The organism is Ideonella azotifigens (genome assembly GCF_006519715.1).
GTDB lineage: Bacteria > Pseudomonadota > Gammaproteobacteria > Burkholderiales > Burkholderiaceae_C > Ideonella > Ideonella azotifigens.
The window spans coordinates 1-1,659 of sequence record NZ_VIDT01000956.1 but is presented as its reverse complement, the minus strand read 5'-3'; the positions used below and the strand labels follow the sequence as shown (position 1 = coordinate 1,659).

Sequence of the window (1,659 nt, the reverse complement as noted above, 5' to 3'; positions counted from 1 at the left end):
GACCGCGATGACCCAGGACCCGGCCCGCCAGGCTGCGCCGCCGGTGCTGCCGCCCATCGGCCGGCTGATCCAGCCCGACGAGATTGCCGCACTGGTGCTGTTCCTGCTGTCGCCCGCCGCCGCCGCCATCACCGGCCAGGACATTGCCATCTGCGGCGGGGCCTCGCTGCCCCGCTGAACCGTTTGAAACAAGGACTGAAAACGCCATGAAGATCATCGACATCCGCGAAGAAACCAAGCCCATCAAGTCGAACATCCGCAACGCCTACATCGACTTCTCGAAGATGACGCTGAGCCTGGTGGCCGTGGTCACCGATGTCATCCGCGATGGCAAGCCAGTCATTGGCTACGGCTTCAACAGCAATGGCCGCTACGGCCAGGGTGCGCTGATCCGCGAGCGCTTTCGCCCACGCTTGCTGGAGGCCGAGCCCGCGAGCCTGCTCGACGTTACGGGCGAGAACCTGGACCCGCACAAGGTCTGGGCCACGATGATGAGCAACGAAAAGCCAGGTGGCCACGGCGAGCGTTCGGTGGCCGTGGGCACCATCGACATGGCCGTGTGGGACGCCGTGGCCAAGATCGAAGGCAAGCCGCTCTACCAGCTGCTGGCCGAGCGCCATGGCAACGGCCAGGCCAACCGCAAGGTGTTCGTCTACGCAGCCGGCGGCTACTACTGGCCCGGCCAGGGCCTGGAAGGGCTGAAGCGCGAGATGCAAAGCTACCTGGACCGCGGCTATTCGGTGGTCAAGAAGAAGATTGGCGGCGCCTCGCTCAAGGAAGACATGGCGCGCATCGAGACCGTGCTCACGCTGCTGGGCCCAGGCCAGCAACTGGCGGTGGATGCCAACGGCCGCTTCGACATCAAGACCGCCGTCGAGTACGCCAAGGCGCTGTCGCAGTACGACCTGTTCTGGTACGAGGAAGCCGGGGACCCGCTGGACTACGCGCTGCAGGCGGAACTGGCCCAGCACTACGCCAAGCCCATGGCCACCGGCGAGAACCTGTTTTCGATGCAGGACGCGCGCAACCTCATCCGCTACGGCGGCATGCGGCCCGACCGCGACTGGCTGCAGTTCGACTGCGCGCTGAGCTACGGCTGCGTCGAATACCTGCGCACGCTGGACATGCTCAAGGAGAACGGCTGGTCGCCCGCGCGCTGCGTGCCGCACGGCGGGCACCAGATGTCGCTGGCGATCGCCGCCGGCCTGGGCCTGGGCGGCAACGAAAGCTACCCCGACCTGTTCCAGCCCTACGGCGGCTTCCCCGACGGCGTGAAGGTGGACAACGGCTACGTCACGCTGCCCGAGCTGCCCGGCATCGGCTTCGAAGGCAAGGCCGATCTGTACGCGGAGATGAAGGCGTTGGCCGGCTGATGGCTGACAACTGGGACAATGGGTGTTGCCGGCCGCGAGCGCGGGCCGGTCCCGTTTCTGTTCCAAGGTTCTCCCCATGTCCGTCAACTGGTTCCCCGGCCACATGCATGCCACGCGCAAGGCCATCATCGAGCGCATGAAGCTGGGGGTGGACGTGGTGATCGAGCTGCTGGATGCGCGGCTGCCCGGCTCCAGCGAGAACCCGCTGCTGGCCGAGCTGACTGGGGCCAAGCCGGCGCTGAAGGTGCTGAACAAGCAGGACATGGCCGACCCCGCGCGCACGGTG

At 66.5% G+C, this 1,659-nt stretch carries 2 protein-coding genes and 1 pseudogene; all 3 read left to right on the top strand.

Annotated elements, in window-relative coordinates; all coding sequences use genetic code 11:
* Positions 1-178 (top strand): SDR family oxidoreductase (locus tag FKP22_RS29600; RefSeq protein WP_141291790.1); only part of this gene is annotated, 178 nt, incomplete at its 5' end.
* A 28-nt stretch (positions 179-206) separates the two neighbouring features.
* Positions 207-1,373 carry a mandelate racemase/muconate lactonizing enzyme family protein gene (locus tag FKP22_RS29595; RefSeq protein WP_141291788.1) on the top strand — a complete coding sequence of 389 codons (1,167 nt, stop codon included), beginning with the start codon at positions 207-209 and terminating at the stop codon, positions 1,371-1,373.
* Positions 1,374-1,449: 76 nt separating this feature from the next.
* Positions 1,450-1,659, top strand: a pseudogene (locus tag FKP22_RS29590) (ribosome biogenesis GTPase YlqF); the annotation flags it as partial.